This window comes from Acinetobacter sp. YH12128 (assembly GCF_013418655.1).
Lineage (GTDB): Bacteria > Pseudomonadota > Gammaproteobacteria > Pseudomonadales > Moraxellaceae > Acinetobacter > Acinetobacter amyesii.
In genome coordinates this window covers 219,326-240,782 of sequence record NZ_VPBO01000002.1, presented here as the reverse complement: position 1 = coordinate 240,782, position 21,457 = coordinate 219,326, and the positions used below count along the sequence as shown (strand labels likewise).

At 42.7% G+C, this 21,457-nt stretch carries 20 protein-coding genes and 1 pseudogene; 10 read left to right on the top strand and 11 right to left on the bottom strand.

All coding sequences use genetic code 11. The annotated features are described in order from the left end of the window. Positions 1–13 precede the first annotated feature (13 nt). The 6 genes from FTU64_RS02760 to FTU64_RS02735 all read left to right on the top strand — a co-directional run bounded on the left by FTU64_RS02760 (position 14) and on the right by FTU64_RS02735 (position 6,180). Complete coding sequence (locus FTU64_RS02760; RefSeq protein ID WP_180059178.1) at positions 14–1,597, top strand: helicase HerA-like domain-containing protein; 1,584 nt, start codon at positions 14–16, stop codon at positions 1,595–1,597. 150 nt (positions 1,598–1,747) lie between these two features. Next, complete coding sequence (gene hmpA, locus FTU64_RS02755) at positions 1,748–2,956, top strand: NO-inducible flavohemoprotein (protein ID WP_078192460.1); 1,209 nt, start codon at positions 1,748–1,750, stop codon at positions 2,954–2,956. Positions 2,957–3,042: 86 nt separating this feature from the next. Then, positions 3,043–3,486: an Rrf2 family transcriptional regulator gene (locus FTU64_RS02750; protein ID WP_078192461.1), complete on the top strand. Its 444-nt coding sequence runs from the start codon at positions 3,043–3,045 to the stop codon at positions 3,484–3,486. An 85-nt stretch (positions 3,487–3,571) separates the two neighbouring features. Then, complete coding sequence (gene yihA / locus FTU64_RS02745; RefSeq protein WP_180010522.1) at positions 3,572–4,432, top strand: ribosome biogenesis GTP-binding protein YihA/YsxC; 861 nt, start codon at positions 3,572–3,574, stop codon at positions 4,430–4,432. A gap of 157 nt (positions 4,433–4,589) precedes the next feature. After that, complete coding sequence (locus FTU64_RS02740) at positions 4,590–5,534, top strand: metal-dependent hydrolase (protein WP_180059177.1); 945 nt, start codon at positions 4,590–4,592, stop codon at positions 5,532–5,534. A 220-nt stretch (positions 5,535–5,754) separates the two neighbouring features. Next, the gene (locus tag FTU64_RS02735) at positions 5,755–6,180 is read left to right on the top strand and encodes a VOC family protein (protein WP_180059176.1); all 426 of its coding nucleotides are present in this window, start codon (positions 5,755–5,757) and stop codon (positions 6,178–6,180) included. Here FTU64_RS02735 and FTU64_RS02730 read toward each other — a convergent pair. Beyond that, on the bottom strand, positions 6,177–7,436 hold the full coding sequence (locus FTU64_RS02730; RefSeq protein WP_180059175.1) for a dicarboxylate/amino acid:cation symporter: 1,260 nt from the start codon (positions 7,434–7,436) through the stop codon (positions 6,177–6,179). The two genes, FTU64_RS02735 and FTU64_RS02730, sit on opposite strands and share 4 nt — an antisense overlap. Before the next feature lie 247 nt (positions 7,437–7,683). Continuing rightward, on the bottom strand, positions 7,684–8,556 hold the full coding sequence (locus tag FTU64_RS02725; protein WP_168379112.1) for an acyl-CoA thioesterase II: 873 nt from the start codon (positions 8,554–8,556) through the stop codon (positions 7,684–7,686). A 287-nt stretch (positions 8,557–8,843) separates the two neighbouring features. Here FTU64_RS02725 and plsB point away from each other — a divergent pair, with 287 nt between their 5' ends. Next, a complete protein-coding gene (gene plsB / locus FTU64_RS02720; RefSeq protein WP_180059174.1) occupies positions 8,844–11,417 on the top strand; it encodes a glycerol-3-phosphate 1-O-acyltransferase PlsB in 2,574 nt (857 codons plus the stop codon). Positions 11,418–11,503: 86 nt separating this feature from the next. On the opposite strand, the pseudogene FTU64_RS02715 reads toward plsB, so the two are convergent. Together FTU64_RS02715 and FTU64_RS02710 are read right to left on the bottom strand one after the other, a co-directional pair. After that, positions 11,504–12,101, bottom strand: a pseudogene (locus FTU64_RS02715) (methyltransferase domain-containing protein). A 151-nt stretch (positions 12,102–12,252) separates the two neighbouring features. Continuing rightward, positions 12,253–13,032, bottom strand: a complete 780-nt coding sequence (locus FTU64_RS02710; protein WP_180059173.1) for an NAD-dependent epimerase/dehydratase family protein — start codon at positions 13,030–13,032, stop codon at positions 12,253–12,255. Positions 13,033–13,091: 59 nt separating this feature from the next. On the opposite strand from FTU64_RS02710, the gene recG reads away from it, so the two are divergent. After that, complete coding sequence (gene recG / locus FTU64_RS02705; RefSeq protein WP_180059172.1) at positions 13,092–15,137, top strand: ATP-dependent DNA helicase RecG; 2,046 nt, start codon at positions 13,092–13,094, stop codon at positions 15,135–15,137. Positions 15,138–15,279: 142 nt separating this feature from the next. Next, positions 15,280–15,912 carry a ComF family protein gene (locus FTU64_RS02700; protein WP_180059171.1) on the top strand — a complete coding sequence of 211 codons (633 nt, stop codon included), beginning with the start codon at positions 15,280–15,282 and terminating at the stop codon, positions 15,910–15,912. A 46-nt stretch (positions 15,913–15,958) separates the two neighbouring features. Here the strand turns inward: FTU64_RS02700 and FTU64_RS02695 are convergent, their stop codons facing one another. Further along, entirely contained in the window at positions 15,959–16,366 is a 408-nt protein-coding gene (locus FTU64_RS02695; protein WP_180059170.1) for an NUDIX domain-containing protein, read from the bottom strand. After that, positions 16,366–16,971 carry a TIGR00730 family Rossman fold protein gene (locus FTU64_RS02690; RefSeq protein ID WP_180055398.1) on the bottom strand — a complete coding sequence of 202 codons (606 nt, stop codon included), beginning with the start codon at positions 16,969–16,971 and terminating at the stop codon, positions 16,366–16,368. Before FTU64_RS02690 ends, FTU64_RS02695 begins: the two co-directional genes overlap by 1 nt. 155 nt (positions 16,972–17,126) lie before the next feature. On the opposite strand from FTU64_RS02690, the gene FTU64_RS02685 reads away from it, so the two are divergent. Further along, a complete protein-coding gene (locus FTU64_RS02685) occupies positions 17,127–18,140 on the top strand; it encodes a CorA family divalent cation transporter (RefSeq protein ID WP_078189297.1) in 1,014 nt (337 codons plus the stop codon). 78 nt (positions 18,141–18,218) lie between these two features. On the opposite strand, the gene FTU64_RS02680 is transcribed toward FTU64_RS02685, so the two are convergent. The 5 genes from FTU64_RS02680 to FTU64_RS02660 are packed head-to-tail and all read right to left on the bottom strand — an operon-like array spanning position 18,219 to position 21,446. Beyond that, positions 18,219–18,479: a lipid asymmetry maintenance protein MlaB gene (locus tag FTU64_RS02680; RefSeq protein ID WP_218947264.1), complete on the bottom strand. Its 261-nt coding sequence runs from the start codon at positions 18,477–18,479 to the stop codon at positions 18,219–18,221. A 39-nt stretch (positions 18,480–18,518) separates the two neighbouring features. Beyond that, positions 18,519–19,154: a phospholipid-binding protein MlaC gene (locus FTU64_RS02675; protein ID WP_078189299.1), complete on the bottom strand. Its 636-nt coding sequence runs from the start codon at positions 19,152–19,154 to the stop codon at positions 18,519–18,521. 17 nt (positions 19,155–19,171) lie between these two features. Next, a complete protein-coding gene (locus FTU64_RS02670) occupies positions 19,172–19,852 on the bottom strand; it encodes an outer membrane lipid asymmetry maintenance protein MlaD (protein ID WP_168379104.1) in 681 nt (226 codons plus the stop codon). Continuing rightward, entirely contained in the window at positions 19,852–20,631 is a 780-nt protein-coding gene (mlaE, locus tag FTU64_RS02665; RefSeq protein WP_078189301.1) for a lipid asymmetry maintenance ABC transporter permease subunit MlaE, read from the bottom strand. Before mlaE ends, FTU64_RS02670 begins: the two co-directional genes overlap by 1 nt. After that, positions 20,628–21,446 (bottom strand): ABC transporter ATP-binding protein, encoded by an 819-nt coding sequence (locus tag FTU64_RS02660; protein WP_218947263.1) that lies wholly within the window; start codon positions 21,444–21,446, stop codon positions 20,628–20,630. Before FTU64_RS02660 ends, mlaE begins: the two co-directional genes overlap by 4 nt. Between the last annotated feature and the right edge of the window lie 11 nt (positions 21,447–21,457).

Here is a 21,457-nt window from a genome sequence, read left to right as displayed (position 1 = left end):
TACAGGAACATCTATGGGTACACCAATTATTATTGGCAAAAAAACACAAGACACCACACAAGATGTGGTGCTTCATTCACAATTTGCAAACCGCCATGGTTTGATTGCTGGGGCCACAGGTACTGGTAAGACGGTGACGTTGAAGGTGTTGGCAGAAAGTTTTTCTCGGCTGGGTGTACCTGTATTTTTAGCCGATGCCAAAGGGGATGTTTCTAGCCTTGCCAAAGCAGGTGAAAGCAATCCTAAGTTTGACGAGCGAATTAAAAGTTTAAATATCGAGAGCATTCCTTTTGCTGCCTCCCCTGTGGTGTTTTGGGATTTGTTTGGTGAACAAGGACATCCCATTCGCACCACCATTTCTGAAATTGGTCCACTTCTCCTTGCCCGAATTCTGAATTTAAACGACACGCAAGAAGGCGTGTTATCTGCGGTCTTTCGTATTGCCGATGATCAGGGCTTATTGCTCATCGACTTTAAAGACTTAAAAGCCATGATTAGCTACGTCAGTGAACATGCAGCTGAATTTAAAAATGAATATGGCAATTTATCGCCTGCAAGTTTAGGTGCAATTCAACGTAATTTGCTTGCCTTGGCAGATCAAGGCGGTGACAAGTTCTTTGGTGAGCCTGCGCTCAATATCATGGATTTCATTCAAACGGATGCACAAGGTCGTGGCAACATCAACCTGCTCGCAGCCGACAAGTTAATGAATACCCCTAAGCTCTATGCGACTTTCTTACTTTGGATGCTGTCAGAACTGTTTGAACAATTGCCCGAAGTTGGAGATATGGATAAACCCAAACTGGTGTTCTTCTTTGATGAAGCACATTTATTGTTTGATAACGCCAGCCCTGCTTTACAAGAAAAGATTGAACAAGTGGTTCGTCTGATTCGCTCTAAAGGGGTCGGCATTTACTTTGTAACGCAAAATCCACTTGACCTACCCGAGAGTGTTTTAGGACAACTAGGTAACCGCGTTCAGCATGCGCTACGTGCATTTACCCCAAAAGATCAGAAAGCCGTAAAAACCGCAGCAGATACTTTCCGAGCCAATCCTGCGTTTAAAGTCGATCAAGTGATTACGGAACTGGCTGTAGGTGAAGCACTGATTAGCTGTCTAGATGAACAAGGCACACCTCAAATTGTTGAACGTGCTTGGGTGATGCCACCCTACTCTTCATTTAGCCCAATTGCTGTAGAAGAACGCAAAGCTCTGATGGCAAATAGCGTTGTCGCAGGTATGTATGACACCGAAGCAGATCGTGAAAGTGCCTATGAACTTTTACAAAATAAAGTGGCGGAGCGCCAACAACAAGCCGTCCAAGCGGAACAAGATAAAATAGAAGCCAAAGAACAAGAAGCGTTGGCCAAACAACAAGCCAAGGAAGCAGATGCACTCGCTAAACAGCAAGCGCGTGAACAAGAACGCCTTACACGCGAACAACAAAAAGAAGCTGAGCGCTCAGCCAAACAACGTGAAAAACTGATTCAAGACACTGTAGGAACTTTTGCAAAAAGTGCAGCACGCAGCTTGGGTGGGTCGACAGGTCAGAAAATTATCCGTGGCCTCTTAGGTTCTATCTTCGGCAAGAAATAATCTAAAAGCCCAATTAAAAAGTACAAATTTATGGAATCTTTTTATATTCCATAATTTTTTTATGGTTTTTACTAAAACATGTATTGCGCGGATGTATTTAAAAATGTATTTTAAATACATCTTATAAATAACAGCCATGAGAGATCAGCTATGACTCCGCAGCAAATTGACCTAGTAAAAGCTACTGTTCCTGTTCTACGTGAAAATGGTGTCGCGCTGACTGGTTACTTCTATAATCGTATGTTGGGCAATAACCCTGACCTCAAAGAAACCTTTAACATGGGACATCAGCGCAGCGGTGCTCAGGCACAAGCCTTGGCGGGTGCTGTATTGGCTTATGCTGAAAATATTGAGGACCCATCTGTACTTTTACCAGTTGTAGAATTAATTGCGCATAAACATGTGAGTCTTAACATTCAAGCGCCAGACTATAATATTGTCGGCGAAAATTTGCTGCACTCGATCAGTGAAGTATTAAGCATTTCAATGGAAGATCCACTGATTGCCGCTTGGGCAGCAGCATATGGACAATTGGCAGACTTGTTTATCAGCACTGAAAAAGCGATTTATGAGCAACATCAGCAAACTAAAGGCAGTTGGTTAGGTTGGCGTAATTTCAAAATCGCGAAAAAAGTGGCTGAAAGTGATGAAATCACCTCATTCTACCTTGAGCCTTCTGATGGTGGTGATTTACCAAAATATGAAGCAGGTCAGTACATCTCTGTACGTGTATTGGTCGATGAGCTGGGTCTAAAACAGCCACGTCAATATACACTGTCGACCAGCCCGCAAGACAACTACTTACGTATCTCTGTAAAACGTGAAGATCAGAAAGGTGACTTGGTTCCAGGTTGGGTATCGAATACACTGCATGGCTTGGAGATCGGTTCAGAAATCGAAGTGTCTGCACCAACAGGTAATTTCTTCCTGATTGATTCACAAAAACGCAATGTCTTTATCAGTGGTGGTGTAGGTCTAACACCAATGATTGCGATGCTAAATCAGTTGGTGACTTTAGACATGCCACAACCTGTAACATTTATCCATGCCTGCCGTAGCAAACAAGTGCATGCAATGCATAAACACATTCAGGATTTGGAAGCAAAATACCCACGTCTTAGCACCTTTACAGCGTATGAGTTCCCTCATGCTAATGATAAGTTAGGTGAAGATTATGATGCTGCTGGTCGTCTAGACTTAGGCAGCATGGATACTGCACTGTTACCGATCAATGCGGATTATTACCTTTGCGGTCCAATGCCATTTATGGCTGAACAACAGAAAGCTTTAATTGCTCGTGGTATTCCTGCTAGCAATATTCACAGCGAAGCTTTCGGCACTGGTGGTGTAAAACACTAACTAAGCTATTCACCTGAAATACAAAGGGTTAGTTTAGTTATGCTAGACTAGCCCTTATTTATTTCTCTCAGACTCACAGTATTATCATGCAACTCAATAAATTCACCGATTATGCATTACGCATTTTGCTCTATATCGCACGTCCTCGTGATGTGCCTTATAACATTGCTGAAATTGCAGAAGACCTGCACGTTTCGCGTAATCACTTGGTGAAAATTGTGCATTTTATGGCAAAGCAAAACTGGTTAATCACCAGCCGCGGCAAAGGTGGCGGCATCCGCCTTAACCCTGAAGCACTTGAGGCTCAGCTCGGTCAAATCGTACGGATTTTGCAAGGTAATCACCAGATTGTTGAATGCAATGACCCACCCTGCGTACTGCGCAGTCAGTGTGGTTTAAAAAGCATTTTAGACCAAGCTTTAGAACAGTTTTATCAAAGTCTCGATCAGTACAAACTTGCCGATGTCTTGCAACCAAGCAGCGCATCTAAATTTACAACACAATCTCCAATTCAAATGATCAATCTCTAATTTCACTTTGCCTGCGACAAAATTCGCTTGCCTGCCCGACTTCCTTTATAATGCGTGTTGTTAAATCAGTTATTGAAGTTGGGTTATGCATCAGCACAGAGGAAAATCACGAAACAGTAAAGCGGCCAATGCGCCGAAGCAAAAGATTACTTACGAGAAAAAAGTAGACTCTGCGATTACTGAATATGCTGTGCGCTCGCTCAACTGGCTACGCAAAGCTGAGTTCTTAATGAGTGCGCCTAAACTCAACCTCTGCGTTGAAGATACCGGCTATGAAATTGCCTTTGCTGGCCGCTCCAATGCGGGTAAGTCGAGTGCCATTAATGCGCTCACCAACCAAAAACAATTGGCTCGTGCGTCGAAAAAACCGGGTCGTACCCAAATGATCAACTTTTTCAGTTTAGGAAATCCTGATCAACGTTTGGTCGACTTACCGGGTTATGGCTATGCCGCTGTACCTGAAGCGATGAAAATCGTGTGGCAAAAAGAGTTAGAAAACTACCTGATACACCGTGAAAGTTTACAAGGTCTTGTGCTGCTGATGGATATCCGTCATCCACTACAACACTTTGATGTCATGATGTTGGAATGGGCACATTCACGTAAATTGTTCGTGCATGTACTACTGACCAAATCAGATAAATTAAACCGTGGCCCAGCCTCTAAAGCACTACAAGAAGTGAAAGCAGCATTGAAAAAAATGAAGCTAAACTTCTCTATCCAATTGTTCTCATCATTGAATAAACAAGGTTTAGAAGAGTTAGCGAGTGTCATGGCGGGTCGTCTTAACTTCACTCTAGAACAATCCACAGAGTTTGATCTTGATAGCATTCCTGAAGCATCGGAAGATGATATTGAAATCGATGCAGATGCGGAAGCATTCGATGACGTCGACACTACATCTGAAGATTTACCCCAAGCTGAAGGCAAAAATTCAGACCACTAATCCAGTAATTTTAAAGTCAGCGCAAGGATGATTGTCTGACAAAAAGTATCATCTGAAGATAATGAAATGTCCTGTATTGCTAATCACAATGCAGGATTTTTTTTGGATACTGAATACATCAGATGTGTACTCGATCACATAAAAACAAGGATAGGTCATGAAATTACTCTCCCGCTTGAGAAACACAAAACTTGGATCATCAATCGAATATAAAATTAAGCCACGTAAAGTGAAATTTGAGTGGCAAGATACTCAAGTTGACTGGGTACCCAACCAAGCTTTTGTCAGCTATTTTATTAATGAAATTAATATGATCTTACCGGCAGGTGAGTTTTGGTTTTGCCGTCTGTATAACAAAGTATTACCGCAAATTAGAGATGAAAAATTAGCAGAGGACGTTAAAGCATTTATCCGCCAAGAAGCCATGCATGCTCAGGCGCATAACTCTGCCAATAAAGAATATCTATCTCACCGCAATATCAGTATTCAACGCAACCTTGAAATCATGGACTTTCTCTTTGGCAAACTGCTTGCGGACCAACCTTTAGGGCTCAACGTACCTAAAGCTTTGGATCATCAGTGGGATCTCTTTCGTTTAGGGGTAATTGCAACAGTTGAGCACATGACCTGTGTACTAGGCAAATATGCTTTATACAACAAAGAGTGGGAACGCCTCGGTGCCGATCCGAATATGCTCGATCTAGTAAAATGGCATGGTGCAGAAGAAATAGAGCATCGTACCGTGGCCTTTGATTTGTATCGTCATCTCGGTGGGGGCTATATTTCTCGCTATTATCAAAGTGTGATCGTGATTGCAGCCGTACTTGGTCTATGGGTCGATGGTGCAGCACATATCATGCAGCAAGACTCGCGCTATACATCGATTAAACCTGCCGTATATAAACCGTGGATTTGGCGTGAATGGGCGCGTATCGCGCAAAAAGACAATCGCTTATTGCCACATCCGCTTTGGTTAGTGTCGCAGCAATTGGGGTATTTAATGCCTTGGTACGATCCTGTACATGAAGCAAAAACTGAAGATGCGATTGCCTATCTCGACAACTCTCCTGCTGCAAAACGTGCCGCACTGAAAGTTGCTTAAACACCATTTAAAATCTGTATTAAGCAGGGTTCGCCCTGCTTTATTTGTGCTCACATCCATTACGCTCCATTTTTATATTGCGCAATCAACACACTCAAGATGGAAAAGGTCATAAGTTCGAGGTTTAAAGTACAGTTCTTCCGAACTCCCTATTCTCTTTAAAATGCATTTATACTCAGTCTCATCCTAAAATAAAAATACATCGTTCAGGAGCATCTCCATGCACGCTCACATCTCCGTCATTACACTGGATGTGAAAGATTTACACGCTGCATTCGCGTTTTATCAGGAGGGTCTAGGTCTAAATAGCGCAGGGATTATTGGGACTGAATTTGAACATGGCGCTGTGGCATTTTTTGATTTACAACACAGTTTAAAGCTCGCACTCTGGCCGCAAGATAGCCTGAGTCATGACACCAGAATTAGTGCATCAGCGTTTTGTCCAACTCAAATGTCTCTTGGACATAACGTCAACAGTCCCGCAGCCGTCGATCAAATCATGCACCAAGCCCAACGCGCAGGTGCAAAAACAATTAAGCCCGCACAGCCCACGTTTTACGATGGTTATGCAGGCTATTTTCAAGACTTAGATGGGCATCTGTGGGAGATCGTCTACAACCCACATTTTAGCTCTTTATCTGCTTAATTCGACAACGCTGGTTCATCTACATCTCGCGTATGACGATCCACCACCACACTAATCATCATATCACCCTGTACGTTCACCACAGTCCGTACCGTATCCAATAGACGATCGATCGGCAGCAATATCGCAATCGCTTCCGCAGGAAGCCCAACCGATTGTAAAACCATAATCATTGTCACCATTCCAGCACTTGGAATGCCCGGTGCGCCGAGTGACGCAATCATGGCGGTTGCACAGACAATTAACTGCTGACCCAAGGTTAAATCTAAGCCCATCAAGTTAGCAATAAATAACGCAGCAGCAGCTTCATACAACGCTGTACCATCCATATTTAACTGTGTGCCCAATGGAATCACAAAACCTGCTGTTTGAGGACGTACGCCTAAATTTTCCTGCGCACATTTCATCGACAGTGGCATCGTTGCTGAACTTGAACTGGTTGCAAAAGCAGTGATTAAGGCAGCTCGTGTTCCTCTAAAAAATGTCAGTGGACTCATTTTCCCAAAAATCCAAAGCAACAGAGGTAACACCACTGCCCCATGGAAAATCGTGGTCCCTGTGACTACGGCAGCAAACTCCGCGAGGCGACTCAACACCGAAATATCTTCGGTAGCAATCAATTTAGCCAATAATGCAAAAATACCAATCGGTGCAAGCTTCATCACCCAACCGATGATCATCATCATGATGTCAAAAAATTGCTGACTGAGCTTTCTCACACTTCGAAATTTTTCACCGCCTTTGACCAAGGCCACACCTAAAAATAGTGAAAACACCACGACAGCGAGTACATTGCCATCACTAAAGGCTTTAAACGGATTGATCAGTGTATTTTGAATAAAATTGGTAAAGAATGAACCTGCTGTGAGGGTGTCAGGACTCTGATGTTGTTGTATTGCATCTTGGAACATGACGATGTCCACGCCCTGCCCAACTTTAAAAATATGCGCACATGCTAGACCCAAGATCAGTGCCAAAGCCGTGGTGGTGACACAGCAAGCTAAGGTAATTTTCCACGTACGACTCAGCTGACCACCCGCTTGTAAATTCGATACCCCCACCACAATCGAACTAAAGATCAGCGGAACCAAGATCATTTTCAGCAAGCCAATAAAAATACTACTGGCAATCCCCAGGCCATACAGGCTGGCGGATAAAAACTGCGTCTCTGGAAACTGAATTAATAAAAAGCCAAATGCCACACCCAATATTGCGGCAATTAAAATCTGCGTATTTAAGCTCATTGTGCCTTGCATTTATCATCCTTTATTCAGGCACTATGCCATGCGCCCCACTGGGAATCGAGGAATTTTTTGTCACATATACTGCTACAATTCTGCAAAGCATGTATTCAACCCAATTCAATTTGTACTGCACCCCAATTAGATAACTCGAATCCGTGAGTAGATTCATACTAAAAATTGACGGCATAAAAAAACCGAATCAGGAGATTCGGTTTTTTCAATATTCAGCTTTTACGACTTAACACATAGTGCTCAAAGCTTATTGGGTTTCAATTTCGCGTAAACGAATCAAGCCTTCTTGTGTCGTACTACAGACCAACTCACCGTTTTGCCACATGCGACCGAAATTTAGACCACGTGAACTGGCACTGACTGTGGCATCCATGTCATAAAGCATCCACTCATCCACACGGAATGGCTTATGGAAATACATGGCATGATCAATACTCGCACACTGCAAACTTGGTGATAAATAACTTAAACCATGTGGGCGTAGTGCAGTCGTCATCAATGTAAAATCTGAATAGAATGCTGCAATGGCCTGATGTAAAGAGATGTCATCAACGTCAGCAGCAATTTTGTCATGGGTACGAATATAGTGTGCATACGATGGCGCAGCAGGCTGCGGTTGGTACGGGTTTTGCGGATCAATCGGGCGAATTTCCACATGACGGTCACGCATAAAAGATGCACGGACGTTTTCAGGAACAAATTCCACCATCATTCGTTTTAGCTCAGCTTCAGATTTTAAATCTTCCACGGCTGGATATTCTGGCTCTGCAACTTGGTAGTTCAACCCGTCTTCTTGCTCTGCAAATGACACCATACACATGAAAATGGTTTTACCATGTTGAATCGCACGCACCTGACGACTCACAAAACTGCGTCCATCGCGAATACGATCCACTTCATAAATGATCGGTGCATTGATATCACCGCCAAATAAGAAATAGGCATGCAAGGAATGAGCAGGTCGATCTGTTGTATAAGATGCCGCACGGAGCGCCTGACCTAAAACCTGTCCACCAAAGACACGTTTCCCGACCAAATTTCGGCTTTGCCCACGAAAAATATTTTCTTCTAATTTTTCAAGGCTGAGTAAATCAACCAACTCTTGTGTTAAGGCATTCATAACAAACCTATCTATCATTCGGGATTAAGCTAACGCAGGCAACATCAACAGATGTTTAAATATATTTTCCATTTTGCCATAAATCCAGACTAAAACCCTAAAGATTCGCTGACTGATCTGTCACCTTGCTGATGCAATATAACTGCTAAAAATACGTTTTTTAACGATAAAATCTTACAATATCTATGCAATTTGTCAGAAAATGACATACAGTTTTTAAGTACAATTACGCAGAATAGATTCCCCTCAGAATCTCTGTGGTTTGGTCATGAAAAGTAGGAGTTTGTATGTCCAAGAGCGGCTTTGGTCAGATGTATCGAAAGCTTTCGAGTAAACTGCTTGACCTTGTGGTAACACCGCATGTTTTAGGTGAAGTCCCTGTAGAACCTGTAGTGACTGAAACCGATACAGATACCGGCGTACAGACAACGAAAATTACCTGCTACGTTCTGCAAAATCATTCACGGAGTAATGCTTTAATTGTCGATGGTGAAACCCGTCGTTTAAAGCTACACCCTGCACTCGACCCAATGACTGTGGGTACGCAAACAGAAAAAGCCTCTGTGGTGTTTTTACAACATCATGATGAAGACAACTTACTCAATCCACCGCCACATGCCTTTCCACCTCGTTTATTGCGTTTAATTGAGGTTTTGGAAAAAAATCCTGATGCGGATGTTGAGCTCGTTCCTGTAACCGTGCTGTGGGGTCGTGAACCCGATAAAGAAGATTCTTGGTTTAAATTATTATTTACCGATACATGGTCTACACCAAGCAAAGTGAAGCAGTTGGTCAATATTGGTTTGCACGGTCGTCAATCGTACCTTGAATTCCATGAACCACAGTCTTTGCGTCGTTTGGTTGAATATGCCAAAACTACACATCCAAACTTGTCACCTGCGACTTATATTGTCAGCACACTGAATGATTATTTAGATGCACAGCGTGAAGTAGTTTTGGGGCCGGATTTATCTGACCGTCGTAATGTGATGCACGGCCTGATCAAATCTACGGATGTGCAAGATGCGATTCGTCGTGAAAGCATTCGCAGTAAAATCAGTATGGTTGAAGCTGAACGTCGTGCGATTGGTTATTTAAATGAAATCATTTCTGACTATTCAGCCTCAACGGTTCGTTTTGCTGACTTAGCCCTGACTCGTCTGTGGACACAGCTTTATGATGGCGTCGAAGTACATAACTTCAGTACCGTTCGTGAACTAGCCAAAGACTACGAGATCATTTACACCCCATGTCATCGTAGCCATATCGACTATTTATTATTGTCTTATGTGATCTATAAACGTGGCTTGATGGTGCCGTACATTGCTGCGGGCGATAACTTAAACATGCCATTTGTCGGGCAAATTTTACGTGGCGGCGGCGCGTTCTTTATTCGTCGTTCATTCCGTGGCAATGGTCTCTACACCACCGTATTTAAAGAATACCTCTACAGTATTTTGGCGCGTAATACACCGCTTGAATACTTCATCGAAGGTGGGCGTTCACGTACTGGTCGTTTATTACCACCGAAGACCGGCATGCTCGCCATGACTGTCCATGGTCATTTACGTAATCCAGCCAAACCAATCGTGTTCTTACCGACCTATATTGGTTATGAGCGTTTAATGGAAGGTGCGACCTACGTTGGCGAAATGAATGGTAAGCCGAAAGAAGGCGAATCGATCATTGGGATTATGAAAACTCTGCGTAAGATCGAACGTATTTTCGGTAAAGTGCATTTGAACTTTGGTGAGCCGGTTTTCCTTGATGATATGTTGAAACAGCATAATGCAAGCAACATCAAAATCGAGAAAAATGACGATCCAATTCCACCAGAGGTTTCGGATGCCATTAACAGCTCTGCACACGTGATTTTAGAAAATATTAACCGTGCAGCAGTGGTGAACCCAGTTTCATTGCTTTCACTGATTTTATTGGCTACATCTAAACATACTTTAGATGAAGAGATTTGCATTAAGCAGTTAGATACCTATCGCGATCTTTTAACTGCCTTACCTTACGATGAGCGCATGCAAGTAACACCGCTGTCAGGTAAAGAAATCATTGCTTATGGTTTAAAACTCAAGCTGATTAAACGTGTTCATCATGTCCTTGGCGATATTATTGCCATTGCTGATAATCAAGCTGTGCTGTTAACCTACTTCCGTAACAACATCCTGCACGCATTTATTTTGCCATCACTCATTGCCGCTTTGGTTGAACATAATGGTTCTATTCGCCGTGGTGATTTAATTAATGTCATTCGTACACTGTATCCGTTCTTAAAAGCTGAGTTATTCCTTAAATGGAATGATGAAGAACTTAAAGATCAGATCTGTGCGTATGCTGAAGTACTGATCAAAGCCAAGCTAATTTCTGAAGATGCAGAAGGCAACCTGATCTCCCCTGCGCCTAACTCAGAGCAGCACAATCAGTTAGTGGTCTTGGCTGCACCTGTGATGCAAAGTCTAGAGCGTTACTACATGACTTTGGCTTTAATCACACAACGTGGTTCAGGCAACATCTCAACCCGTCAGGTTGAAGAACTCAGCCACTTGGTTGGTCAACGTCTGTCTGTGTTGTATGAATTTAACTCGCCAGAGTTCTTTGATAAGGCCTTGTTCCAAAGCTTTATTAAAGTCTTAACGCAACAAGGTTATATCAGTACCAATGAAAACAACGCCATTGTGTTTGATGAAAATTTCCAAAATGTTGCGCAATATGCCAACCTCGTTTTGGATGATGTGACACTCCAAATGTTGCAACACATTACAACCTTTAGTGATGAAGAGTTAAAAGAAGCTCTGGATAAAGTTGCTGCGGAACAAGCCAAAAAGCGCCTGAAACGTAAGAAGAAATAAACAGTTCTGATTTTTTCGCCATAAAAGCGGAAGAAGATGAGCAAAATCAGGGACAAGTTGTAAAGAGCTTGTCTCTTTTTTTTGGACTATACAAAAGTATTTAATATTTTCTTTTTTAAAATTAAGGTATGTACATTCCAAAATTTTGGAGTTCCATTGGCTAGCGGTTTATTGCCTTTAAATTCATCGATATAAATAATATCAAAGTCCGCATCAAACAATTGTTTAAGCTCTTCCTGTTCAAAACCTATAAATTTTTCAGAAAAATTATTTACCCAATCATCATCTTTCCCTAACAGTTGTATGAGTAAGATGCCTTGCTCACTTAAGGATTCCTGCATTTTCTTTAAAAACACTTTCAAGCGAATCCGTAGAACAAAAAAATAAACTGAATAAAGCAATAATTAAACTAGCTTTAGGAAAGCTATAGTCTTCAAAGGCCTGATTAGAAAATAAAAAATTCTTATTGTCTTTAAATTTACTTAGACAGATATTTTTAGCGTCAACAGACGGATCAAATGCATATACTTTAAAATGATGACGGAGTAGAAATGATGATTCATTTCCTGCACCACAACCACAATCAATCGCGATCTTTGGTAAATTCTCAAAATAACTCAAAGCTTTTTCCAAAATCGGTCTATGGGGTAAATTCTGAGTAAGTTCAGCAAATGATTTTGTCATTATTTAAATTTTATCCTTTGAGATCCATTCGAAAATTTGAACAATACATGTTGTAAAAGACCTATTTCATTCATTTATAGAATTTCTTTTAATACTCACCAAGCTACACTGAATTTTATACGTCACACCAATTTTACGCTACACATCACAATCAATCGTGCGCTAACTTAAAACCACTCTCCATCATCCGCATTGCATAAATTTTTTTACCTGTTTCTACTTCACTCTCTAAAACCAATTCGGGTAAATGCATAGCTCTTTGCAATTCCAAGATTCGCTCATGCAAAGGTTGAGGTTGGTTATTAGTACAAATATATGATTTTTCATGATGTTCCACGTGAAGTAGATGACACAGAAATTTTGCCAAATCATCGATATGTATTCGATTTGACCAATGGATATTGGGATAGTGATGAGTCGTTTCTGCCAGTTTCTGCATTCGTGTTGTCGATGTGCCATAAATCCCAGATGGACGTACGATCACGCATTCGGTAGGAAATGCTAGTGAGTAGTGATGCTCCATTTCAAGTAACAACATCCCCTGCTCATCGATCGGACGTGGCACAGTGTCATCATCAATGCGCTCCCCCGCATGCTCACCATAGACACGAGTGGACGACACCACGATTAAACGTTGTATTGGATGATGTGCTAATGCTTGAACAATTGGCTGTACAGAATCGACATAAGTATGTCGGTAAGCATCCACAGCATTGAATTGAGCATGGCGTGCAGGAGCCAAAAGAACATAGACAGCATCAATCGGTTGAACCTGCGACAAATCCAGTTGGTGAATATCTTGGATTAAATGTTCTGCAAAATCATCCTCTTTCGCACTACGACTCACTGTGGTAATTTGGTGACCTTGCTGAAATAATTGTTTAGCAACACGTTGCGATGTTTTACCATAACCGATAAATAGAATATGCATCAAACGACCTATTCTCAGAACTGATCCATTTAGATCATATAAACCGAAGTTGAGGGGACATGGCTGCCGTCCATCAATTGCAAGGGGTTGGCAATGCCGCCGCTGCTTTACTTGAAAAACTAAATATTTTCACAACAGATGATCTTTTGTTTCATCTGCCACGCGACTATGAAGATCGTAGCACGATCATCCCCATGAACCAATTAACCGTGGGCCGCAGTTATTTACTGGAAGGTACAGTCAAAAATATCGACTTCCCACCCGGTAAGCGTAAATCGATGGCCGCCCTTTTGGATGACGACTGTGGCAAAGTTACTTTACGTTTTTACCATATCTACAAAGGCATTACTGATCGGGTAAAACCGGGCAATCGTTTACGGATTTTTGGTGAAGTCCGTGTTGGTGCTCGTGGCTTAGAAATGTATCATCCTGAACTACAGGTGATTACTGAACACACGCCTTTACCACAAACCCAACTCACTGCGATTTACCCTGCAACCGAAGGCTTAACACAGCCCAAACTACGTGAATACGTCAAACAAGCACTACAGTTATATAGTGATGACTTACCTGAATTACTGCCAGAAAAATTCACCAATGGCTATGCACTAAAACAGGCTTTGGACTATATTCATCATCCCCCTGTCGATGCCAATATGTTGCAACTGAGCCAAGGTTCTCATCCTGCACAGCAACGTTTAATTTTCGAAGAATTGGTTGCCCATCAGGTCAGTTTGCTCAGCCGCCGTGCTTATATTCAACAAATCGAAGCACCGTCTTTCTCTGCAAGTAAGAACTTCACCAAACAACTTTTAAGTACGCTGCCATTTGAAATGACCGGCGCACAAAAACGTGTGTCCAAAGAAATTGCGGTCGATCTGAAAAAGAACAAACCTATGCTGCGACTCGTACAAGGCGATGTGGGTGCAGGTAAAACTTTGGTTGCAGGCGTGGCTGCCTGTCATGCGCTCGAGGAAGGTTGGCAAGTGGCCATGATGGCGCCGACAGAAATTTTGGCCGAACAACATTATCTAAATTTCAAAAAATGGTTTGAGCCGATGGGTCTAACTGTGTCTTGGCTTTCAGGCAAACAAAAAGGCAAAGCTCGAGCTGCGGCAGAACAAAGCATTCAAGATGGTTCAGCCCATTTAGTGGTCGGCACACATGCTTTATTTCAAGACAATGTTCAATTTGCCAAATTGGGTTTAGTGATTATTGATGAGCAACACCGTTTTGGTGTCGATCAGCGTTTGGCACTTCGGAACAAAGGTCTCAATGGCATGACACCACATCAACTGGTGATGACGGCAACCCCTATTCCTCGTACCTTGGCCATGTCGGCTTATGGCGACTTAGACACCTCCGTCATTGATGAACTGCCACCCGGTCGTACACCAATTCAAACGGTCACCATTCCACTTGACCGTCGTGAAGAAGTGCTACAGCGGATTGCCAGCAATTGTGCTGAAGGCAAACAAGCCTATTGGGTCTGCACCCTAGTAGAACAATCCGAAACCTTAGATGCTCAGGCCGCTGAAGCGACTTTTAATGAAATTAAAGAACGCTTCCCAGACCTCAATATTGGTCTGGTTCACGGCAAAATGAAGGCCGATGAAAAGCAAGCTGTGATGCAGCAATTTAAAAATAATGAATTGCAATTACTAATTGCAACCACCGTCATTGAAGTCGGTGTTGACGTCCCGAACGCCTCAATCATGGTGATTGAAAATGCAGAACGCTTAGGGCTTTCACAACTACATCAGCTACGTGGTCGTGTAGGACGTGGTGCCAAAGCCAGTTTCTGTGCCTTGCTGTATAAAAATCCCTTGTCGCAAAATGGGCAAGAGCGTTTACGCATTATGCGTGAGACCAATGACGGCTTTATTATTGCTGAAAAAGATTTGGAAATTCGTGGTCCCGGTGAACTCCTCGGCACTAAACAAACGGGAGATATGGGCTTTCGTGTAGCCAAATTAGAGCGAGATGATCATTTACTCAATCAGGCACACTATGTGGCTCAACAAGTCCTGAATGATTATCCAGCACAGGCTCAAGCGCTTTTAAAACGCTGGCTGCCTGAAGCACCCCGTTATGCCTATGTATAAAATTAGGATGATGGATCGATTATCCTAAAAATGTAGATTGGCTTTAACCAGTAAGCTTTTCGAACAGATTGCTGTGGTGTCGTGATTGCACTTCACAGCAATCTGTGCAAAATACTCAAAAAAGAATGATTAGAATAAAAACATGCTCCAATCTATCCAACACTTCATCCAAAAAGGGATGCAGAGCGTTTCCCCTTGCCTACTCTGCGGTATCGATCGACAACAACATCATTCGCTTTGTACCGATTGTTGGGAACAATTGCCTTGGTTTAAACAAAAGGTTAATCGCCATGAACACAGCATCTCTTGTGCCTTTCACTATGATTTTCCAATAGATCGCATCATCCAAAGCTATAAGTATGAACAACAATTGCACTATCAAAATTTACTGGCACAGAGCCTTTTAAATTTACGCTTAGCTCGAGTTCAGGCCATTGTTCCCATGCCTATTTCAGTAGAACGCCTCAAAGACCGTGGGTACAACCAAATGCTACTCGTTGCACACATGATGGCAAAGCAATTACGCATCCCTGTTTGGCAACCGGTGATTCGTCAAGCACAGCACGCTCAAAAAGGTTTAAGTCGGCTAGAACGCCTAGAAAATATCGAACAGCAATTTATTATCGACCCAACCGAAAAACGCCGTTTCCGTAAAGTCCTCATCATCGATGATGTGGTGACCACGGGAAGTTCAATCCATGCATTAAGTACGCTGTTACATCGGCTACATTGCACGCAGGTATATGCCGCATGCATTGCTGCAGCACAGCCTTAGTTTCTAACATCAACCACTAATAAAGAAACTGAGCAAGCGAAGCGGTTTAGCTTTCAACAAGAGATCGCGCCTGCTGCTTCACCCAAGGAATCACCACCTCACGTGTTAAAGGTGCGAGTTTTGTCTGTGTATCATCCAAGCTGACCCATTGCATTGCTGCAATTTCTGCATCAATTTTCGGTTCACCTTGCAACTGGACCAGATAGACATAACTCACCAGTAGATGATCGGCTTCGTTCGCAGCGGCCGTTTCAAAACGACCAATGAATTGTTCAATCTGCGCAGCGCAGCCAATTTCTTCCTGAATTTCACGTAGCATGGTGATTTCAGGGGCTTCATTGGGTTCTAACTTGCCACCCACTTGCATAAAGAATGCCGTGTGTTTTTTACGAACCACTAAAAGTTCATGCTGTTCATTTAGAATAATGGCTGCGGCAACAGTGATAGTTTTCATCAATCTTGTTCCAAATCGGTGATAAAGGCTGTACGTTCAACCATGCCCCATTTCGGCTCTGGCGCAGTGAAATGTTGAAACTTTTCAACAATCGTTTCAATATTATCTTCTGTAATTAAGCCTTCGATAAAACGCGGATGGGTAAAGCCTTTTTCTGCAGTTGTTTTTAGAAAATTCAATAAATCGTCATAAAAACCATCTACATTGAGAAAGGCACATGGCTTTAAATGAATGCCCAATTGAGCCCACGTCCACTGCTCAAAAATTTCCTCTAAAGTCCCTGCTCCACCTGGAATCGCCACAAAACCATCCGAGAGTTCAGACATTTTGGTTTTCCGTTGTTGCATATTTTCTACCACATGCAATTCGGTTAAATCTGGATGTGCCAATTCTTTATCGACCAAGACTTTTGGAATCACCCCAATGACTTGCCCGCCTGCACGCAAAGCACTATCTGCCACAACCCCCATCAAACCTGAACGACCACCACCATAGACCAGTGTGATACCTTGTGCCGCCAAATGACGACCGACTTTTTCAGCCACCTGTAAATAGGCAGGATTGTTACCAAGGGCGGAACCACAGAAAATTGCGATAGATTTCATTTATAATCACCATCAGATCAGGAACGCTATGCTGGAAAAATCAACTTTAAACAGATTTTTTCATAAAATAAGCATTAGAACAGTGTTTTTCAGCAAATCCTTGTCTAAAATACACCCATTCATTTTTAACTTACTGCGCAAGGGGAAAAGACAACATGCTTGAAGCCTTTTACGCCACAGAGCGCGGTAGCCTGGAAGATGTCACCATCAATGGTGACTTCGATTTACATCAGGATTTAGTCTGGCTCGATCTCATTGCCCCGTCTCAGGAAGAGCAGCAATGGATTATGGATGCCTATGATCAAAATTTACCTACATTAAAATCATTAGAAGATATTTCGTCGAGTGCACGATTCTACCGTGATGACGACGGTATTTTGCACATCAGCACCTATTTTTTAACGAAAAATAAAAATTTTCAGGTCGATGGCGAACCCGAAGAAAATGCCAGCACCTTAGCTACCGTACAAACGGTTGCCTTTATTTTGCATAAAGAGCGCTTATTCACTTTACGGGGTGAAAAGCTGGTGGCTTTCCGTGCCTTTCGTGCCCGCGCGCGTCGCAATGATTATGAAATTGACTATAAAGATCCAACTTGGATTTTATTGGGTCTTTTAGAAGCCAAACTCGATGAGCTTGCGGATATCTTGGAAGATATCCACAAGGACTTAGAAAAGTATTCCACAGAAGTGCTGAATAACCGTCATCGTGAGATGATTTTAGACTTAGATGACATGATTACCCGACTTGCGCATTTAGAAGATATGCTCGGGAAAGCTCAGCTCTGTCTGATCGACTTACGTCGTGTTCTCACCTTCCTGTCACGTCCTCGCGCATTGGGCAGTCATATTTATGATGCCGACATCCGAGAGCTCAGTGAAGACGTACGCTCTCTTGTTGAGCATGATGCCTTCTTGTTCCAAAAGGTTCGATTCTTACTGGATACCACCTCAGGGTTCATTAACACCGAACAGAATGATACGATTCGTCGATTCTCGATTTTACCAAGTATGCTTGCGCCACCGATGTTAGTGGCTAGCGTCTATGGGATGAACACCGATGTACTGCCCTTCGCACATGGTACAACCAGTTTTATCGTGGTCAGCTTAATCATCGTGGCATTCTTTATTGGCCCATTGATGTACTTCCGCTGGAAGAAATGGATTTAATCCGTTCCTATTGCGTAGACTTGTGAGAACTTCTTATCGCACTGCAATAAAAAAAGCACCTTACGGTGCTTTTTTTATTTAGATCAACTGCAAGTCATGCTCAAGATGACAGGCTTGAATAATCTTCATCATTTTTTCAGGGACTGCTTTAAACTGCAAACCTTGCGCTTTTGGCGTTTGACGTAACCAACGGACCAAAACAGCTAAAGCCAAAGTACTGCCATGCCCAAGCTCAGCAAGATTGACCACCAAGGGAAAAGCTTGCTGTTGTTGAATCAACTTCAAGCCGTCTTGATAATACAATTCGGCATTGTTGTAATCGATTTTGCCTGAAACCATCAATTCTTGTTGATGAAGTTTAATCACACATCACCTATCTTATTTTTTCTTGTCCAATGCTGCATCAGCATCAGGTTTGAAGTTCGCAATTGCTTTATCAATGTTACCGCCATTACGTTTTACAGTTGCCGCAAACTGATTACGGAATTGTAAGCCTAGGTCGATACCCGAAACGTTGATATTACGGATTTTCCATTGTGAACCTTTATCCGCCAACTGGAAAGAAACTGGAATTTTTTCACCGTTGTTATGGAAATCAATCGTTACAACAGGGTTCTTACTGTTCGACGCTTTATATGGACGCATGCTATACGTTTGGTTACTAAACTTGGCAAAAGCTGAACCATAATTTTCGATCAGCGTTGCACGGAAGTTACGTTCAAACTGTGCACGTTGAGCCGCTGAGCTATATTGATTAGTGGCATACGTACCCATCACGATACGTGTGAACGCTTGTGAATCGATATACGGGTCTAAGTTTTGACGAACAATCGTTTTCACAGCCGCAGGGTTATTTTGTAGTTTTGCGTGGTCTGCTTTTAAACGTGTAATGAGGCCATCAGCCACTTTTTTTACAAATGCAGGTGGTGCTTCGCTTGGAGCAGCAAAAGCTGTACCTGCCATCATAGTTGATAAGATACTTGCTGTAAGCGTATGTTTTAACAATGTGTTCACTTAATTTCTCCTAAAAATTATTCAACAAATGCAGGTTCTTCTGCCGTTGTTGTGTCAGCAGCTTCTGTTTTTTGTTCAGTATCTGCTGTGCTGTCAGATTTGTTCCCTGCACCACCGGTCACAAATTTAGACACCAAATCTTCGATTTCCATCGTACCTTGGGTATTACCAATTTGGTCACCACGTTTTAAGAAGTTGACACCACCACCCGGTACAATTTTCAAATATTTCTCACCCAATAAACCATTGGTTGCCACCATAATGTAAGCATCTTCATCGATATTGGTGATGGATTTCATGTTAGCAATCAGTTGCTGTTCCATTTCTTTTTGTTTCGCAGGTGTTGCTGCTTCATAATCTGATGTGTAACGCAGTTCTTCGAGTGCATTCTTTTGCACTTCTTTTAATTGTTCTGCGTTATAAGAGGTTAATGAGCCATCCATAATCAGATGTGCTGTCACTAAGCGCGTCACAGGATCGAGTTTCAACGACTCCACTTGACCGACTTTGACACCGCTTAAGGTGACTTTGGCACGGGGTTTAATCCCGTTTACATTTTCAAATGTCGCGGTCAATTCATAACTGTCTTCGATGTTATTGCCGACCAAACCACTCACACGCATCGCCAAGAAGAAAATAGCGATAGCAAAAAGAATGACAAAAAAACCGACGGCCAGTTCACTCGTACGTGATTTCATTAAATACCTCCGAACATGACCGCAGTCAACACGAAATCTGATCCTAAAACACACAACGAAGAATACACGACAGTACGTGTGGTCGACGTTGCAATACCTTCTGAAGTTGGGACACAGGCATAGCCCTGATAGACCGCAATCCAAGTACAAATTAATGCAAAAACAAAACTTTTGATGATGGTGCCATTAAAGACGTCTTTAAAGAATTGCACACTGTTCTCAATGCCACTCCAATAAGAGCCTTCATCTGCACCTAGAAAATCAACACCCACCAATTTACCGCCCATGATGCCGACCGCAGCGAAAATCACCGACAACATTGGCAAGCTAAAAATACCGGCCCAAAGTCGTGGCGAGATCACACGTTTTAATGGATCGACCCCGATCATTTCCATACTCGACAACTGCTCAGTGGCTTTCATCAAACCAATTTCAGCCGTCAAAGCAGAACCTGCACGACCAGCAAAGAGTAAAGCCGCAACCACAGGTGCAAGTTCACGCAATAAAGTCAGCGCAACTGCGGTGCCGAGCATCGCTTCACTACCAAAGGTCGACAGAATGCTATACATCTGCAAACCCAGTACCGAGCCAATAAATAAGCCAGATACCACAATAATTAGTAATGAAAGCACACCAACACGGTACATCTGATAAATAAACAATTTCACGCCAAGTAAAGTCGGCATGGAAAAAAGAATCTGCAGCAACATAATGGTTGCTACGCCGATTCCTCGAACACGTTCAATGACGCGTCTACCTAATGCGGCAATAGCATTCATGAACGAACCTCATGATTTAAATAGGGCTGATGACTGAATTGATAATCGACCGGACCTTCTACCGAACCCGTCAAGAACTGCTTCACAAAAGGCGAAGCATGTGCTTTTAACTGCTCAGGTGTTCCCTCGCCCTGCACTTTCCCTTCAGCCACCACATAGATGTAATCTGCAATTGATAATGTTTCAGCCACATCATGCGAAACAATAATCGTGGTTAGATCTAAAGCTTCACGTAGCGAACGAATCAAGCGGGTTAAAACCCCCATCACAATCGGGTCTTGCCCTGCAAAGGGTTCGTCATACATGATCAGCTCAGGATCGAGTGCAATTGCACGGGCCAAAGCCACACGACGATTCATACCACCTGAAAGTTCAGAGGGCATCATTTTTTCTGCACCACGTAAACCAACAGACTCTAATTTCAACGCAACAATTTCAGCGATCAAATGCTCTGGCAACTTGGTATGCGCACGAATTGGAAAGGCTACGTTTTCATATACCGACATATCGGTAAATAATGCGCCGCTCTGAAACAGCATCCCCATACGCGCACGCGCAGCGAAGAGTTCCTGACGTGACATCTGTGCAATGTCCTGCCCATCAAGCAACACTTCTCCATTATCGGGAGTCAATTGACCACCAATTAAACGGAGTAAAGTCGTTTTACCTGTACCAGATGGACCCATAATTGCAGTGATCTGACCACGACGAATTTTTAAACTGACATTGTCATAAATGACGCGCTCTCCTCGCTTAAAACTCAGGTTTTTCACTTCGATCAGTGCCTGAGTCTGAGAAGACGTTTGATTATTCATAGCTGAGGATT

Excerpts from the sequence above, each read along its gene's own strand:
- plsB (WP_180059174.1), top strand. The coding sequence starts at position 8,844 with ATGTCCAAGAGCGGCTTTGGTCAGATGTATCGAAAGCTTTCGAGTAAA.
- FTU64_RS02670 (WP_168379104.1), bottom strand. The coding sequence starts at position 19,852 with ATGAAATCACGTACGAGTGAACTGGCCGTCGGTTTTTTTGTCATTCTT.
- FTU64_RS02685 (WP_078189297.1), top strand. The coding sequence starts at position 17,127 with ATGCTTGAAGCCTTTTACGCCACAGAGCGCGGTAGCCTGGAAGATGTC.
- recG (WP_180059172.1), top strand. The coding sequence starts at position 13,092 with ATGGCTGCCGTCCATCAATTGCAAGGGGTTGGCAATGCCGCCGCTGCT.
- FTU64_RS02760 (WP_180059178.1), top strand. The coding sequence starts at position 14 with ATGGGTACACCAATTATTATTGGCAAAAAAACACAAGACACCACACAA.
- FTU64_RS02730 (WP_180059175.1), bottom strand. The coding sequence starts at position 7,436 with ATGCAAGGCACAATGAGCTTAAATACGCAGATTTTAATTGCCGCAATA.
- hmpA (WP_078192460.1), top strand. The coding sequence starts at position 1,748 with ATGACTCCGCAGCAAATTGACCTAGTAAAAGCTACTGTTCCTGTTCTA.
- FTU64_RS02700 (WP_180059171.1), top strand. The coding sequence starts at position 15,280 with ATGCTCCAATCTATCCAACACTTCATCCAAAAAGGGATGCAGAGCGTT.
- FTU64_RS02680 (WP_218947264.1), bottom strand. The coding sequence starts at position 18,479 with ATGGTTTCAGGCAAAATCGATTACAACAATGCCGAATTGTATTATCAA.
- FTU64_RS02740 (WP_180059177.1), top strand. The coding sequence starts at position 4,590 with ATGAAATTACTCTCCCGCTTGAGAAACACAAAACTTGGATCATCAATC.
- FTU64_RS02695 (WP_180059170.1), bottom strand. The coding sequence starts at position 16,366 with ATGAAAACTATCACTGTTGCCGCAGCCATTATTCTAAATGAACAGCAT.
- FTU64_RS02750 (WP_078192461.1), top strand. The coding sequence starts at position 3,043 with ATGCAACTCAATAAATTCACCGATTATGCATTACGCATTTTGCTCTAT.
- FTU64_RS02725 (WP_168379112.1), bottom strand. The coding sequence starts at position 8,556 with ATGAATGCCTTAACACAAGAGTTGGTTGATTTACTCAGCCTTGAAAAA.
- FTU64_RS02710 (WP_180059173.1), bottom strand. The coding sequence starts at position 13,032 with ATGCATATTCTATTTATCGGTTATGGTAAAACATCGCAACGTGTTGCT.
- FTU64_RS02660 (WP_218947263.1), bottom strand. The coding sequence starts at position 21,446 with ATGAATAATCAAACGTCTTCTCAGACTCAGGCACTGATCGAAGTGAAA.
- mlaE (WP_078189301.1), bottom strand. The coding sequence starts at position 20,631 with ATGAATGCTATTGCCGCATTAGGTAGACGCGTCATTGAACGTGTTCGA.
- yihA (WP_180010522.1), top strand. The coding sequence starts at position 3,572 with ATGCATCAGCACAGAGGAAAATCACGAAACAGTAAAGCGGCCAATGCG.
- FTU64_RS02735 (WP_180059176.1), top strand. The coding sequence starts at position 5,755 with ATGCACGCTCACATCTCCGTCATTACACTGGATGTGAAAGATTTACAC.
- FTU64_RS02690 (WP_180055398.1), bottom strand. The coding sequence starts at position 16,971 with ATGAAATCTATCGCAATTTTCTGTGGTTCCGCCCTTGGTAACAATCCT.